Source organism: Vibrio sp. Vb0937 (genome assembly GCF_033338855.1).
Genome location: NZ_JAWOTK010000360.1, coordinates 1 through 1,133, shown reverse-complemented (window position 1 = coordinate 1,133; position 1,133 = coordinate 1). Strand labels below are relative to the sequence as shown.

General features: G+C 46.2%; 1 protein-coding gene. It reads right to left on the bottom strand.

Going from position 1 to position 1,133, the window contains the following annotated elements:
* A partial coding sequence (locus R7P67_RS25720) for an alpha-amylase family protein (RefSeq protein WP_318086436.1) occupies positions 1 to 1,095 on the bottom strand: 1,095 nt, incomplete at its 3' end.
* Positions 1,096 to 1,133: the final 38 nt, after the last annotated feature.

Sequence of the window (1,133 nt, the reverse complement as noted above, 5' to 3'; positions counted from 1 at the left end):
CGGATCATTCCAAGCGTCTTTCCATCTTGGCTTTCCGTTTTTGTTCTTAATGCCGCTGGTATCCAAATCGGTATAAACCAAAGGCACGCCGCCATCGCGACCAAGAATGTAGGCATAAGCGATCCACTCATCCTCTTCATCCATTATCAAGTCGAGAAAGACGTCGTTGTTGGGAATATCATGCGTCACCACAAAAGTAATGGCTCGACCGTTTGAAAGCGCTTGGCCAAAACAGTAAGGGTCAATCAGAGACTTGAAACTGCCTTTTTTTGAAAATGCTTTAAAGATGGTCGAAAACAGCGGGAAATCATACGCACCTAAACGGGTTTCTTGTAAATACGGCTCAAGAAACAGTTGATACTCTTCTTCTGTTGCACCGCCATCGGTAATGATTTCCCCAAAAATATGCACATCTTGGGTTATATCGTCTGTCCATACGCGTTTTAGGTGTTCAAGCGTCATGTGCTGCGCGGCATCAATACGGAAGCCTTTCACACCTATCGCTTTCAATGCTTTTAGGTAAGCTCGCTGCTGCTCGACAACATGTTCACAAACCCGAAGGGTTGGTAAACCAGGATCGGTTGGCCCACCTGTAATTCGGCCATTTTGGACCTGCCATTTATCTTTCCAGTCTTTGATACCAAACGCTTCAACAAAATCTTCTTCACTAAATAGCGGTTTGGATAAATCGCCGAAAAGCTTCAGAGACTGGTATTTCTGTTCGTCTTGTCGGTATTGATCTAACACGTCCTGACGAGGATATTGCAGATCACGGCGTAAATGTGCTTCGTTAGCCATGTGGTTAAACACCACATCGGCGTATACCAAAACGCCTACGCGTTCGAGCTCACGAACCATATAGATGAAGTCTTGGGTGTCACCGAGCGCGTTGTCGATAACACGGTAATCTTGTGGTTGATAGCGCTGCCACCAACGTTCATCGTGGGCGCTTTTCATTGGTGGCGAAACCAACACCGATCCATAACCTAGCTCGTGGATTTCATTTGCTCGTTGGGCAATGTCAGCGTACTTCCAATCAAAGGCGTGCAAAATCACGTTTGCACCTGCTGATTGCGTTTCCTGTAAGCCACTCATGTTGTTCTCCTACTCGTTTCCACTCACGATTACTTGTT